At 69.1% G+C, this 589-nt stretch carries 1 protein-coding gene; it reads right to left on the reverse strand.

Annotation, left to right across the window (positions count from 1 at the left end):
* Positions 1–112 precede the first annotated feature (112 nt).
* The coding region (locus tag TEK04_RS21260) for a carbohydrate-binding protein (protein ID WP_336406366.1) at positions 113–589 on the reverse strand (477 nt) is incomplete at its 5' end.

A 589-nucleotide genomic window follows, 5' to 3' on the forward strand; every position in this document is an offset into this window, starting at 1 on the left:
GTCATCTGCGCGAACATGACGTCGGTCGCGTTGTGCGGTTCTTCTTTGTCACTACAGCTGGGAAGCAGCAGGGTGAGCAGCAGGAGGAGGCCCCCTGCTGCTCGCCTGGCTGCTAGACCGCGGCCCACAGCGCCGCGACGTACGGGGGCTCCCAGCCGCTGATCGCGGTGTGCGCCTGCCGGCACTGGTACGCCTTGCCGCTGTAGGTCACCCGGTCACCGACCTTGTAGGTGGTGCCGGCCGCCCAGGTCGTCGCGCCCTGCGTCGCCTTGGGGGTGGGCGTCGCGGTCGGGCTCGTCGTGGCCGTCGGCGTCGGGGTCGGGCTGCTGGTGGCCGTCGGTGTCGGCGTCGGGTTCGTGGCGCCGCCGAAGTTGAGGTCGACGCACGAGTAGAACGCGTTCACCGTGTCCGAGATGTTCCAGCGGGCCAGCACGGTCTGCCGGCCGGAGTACCCGGCGAAGTTCACCGTGTGACTCTTCGTGGCGCCGGGCTGCGCGCCACCGTCGTTGAACGAGGCCACCACCTTGTTGCCGATCAGGTATTCCCAGGTCGCGGTCGAGTGCCGCGCCGTGAGCACCCAGTTGAACGT

Source organism: Klenkia sesuvii, from assembly GCF_037083825.1.
Lineage (GTDB): Bacteria > Actinomycetota > Actinomycetes > Mycobacteriales > Geodermatophilaceae > Klenkia > Klenkia sesuvii.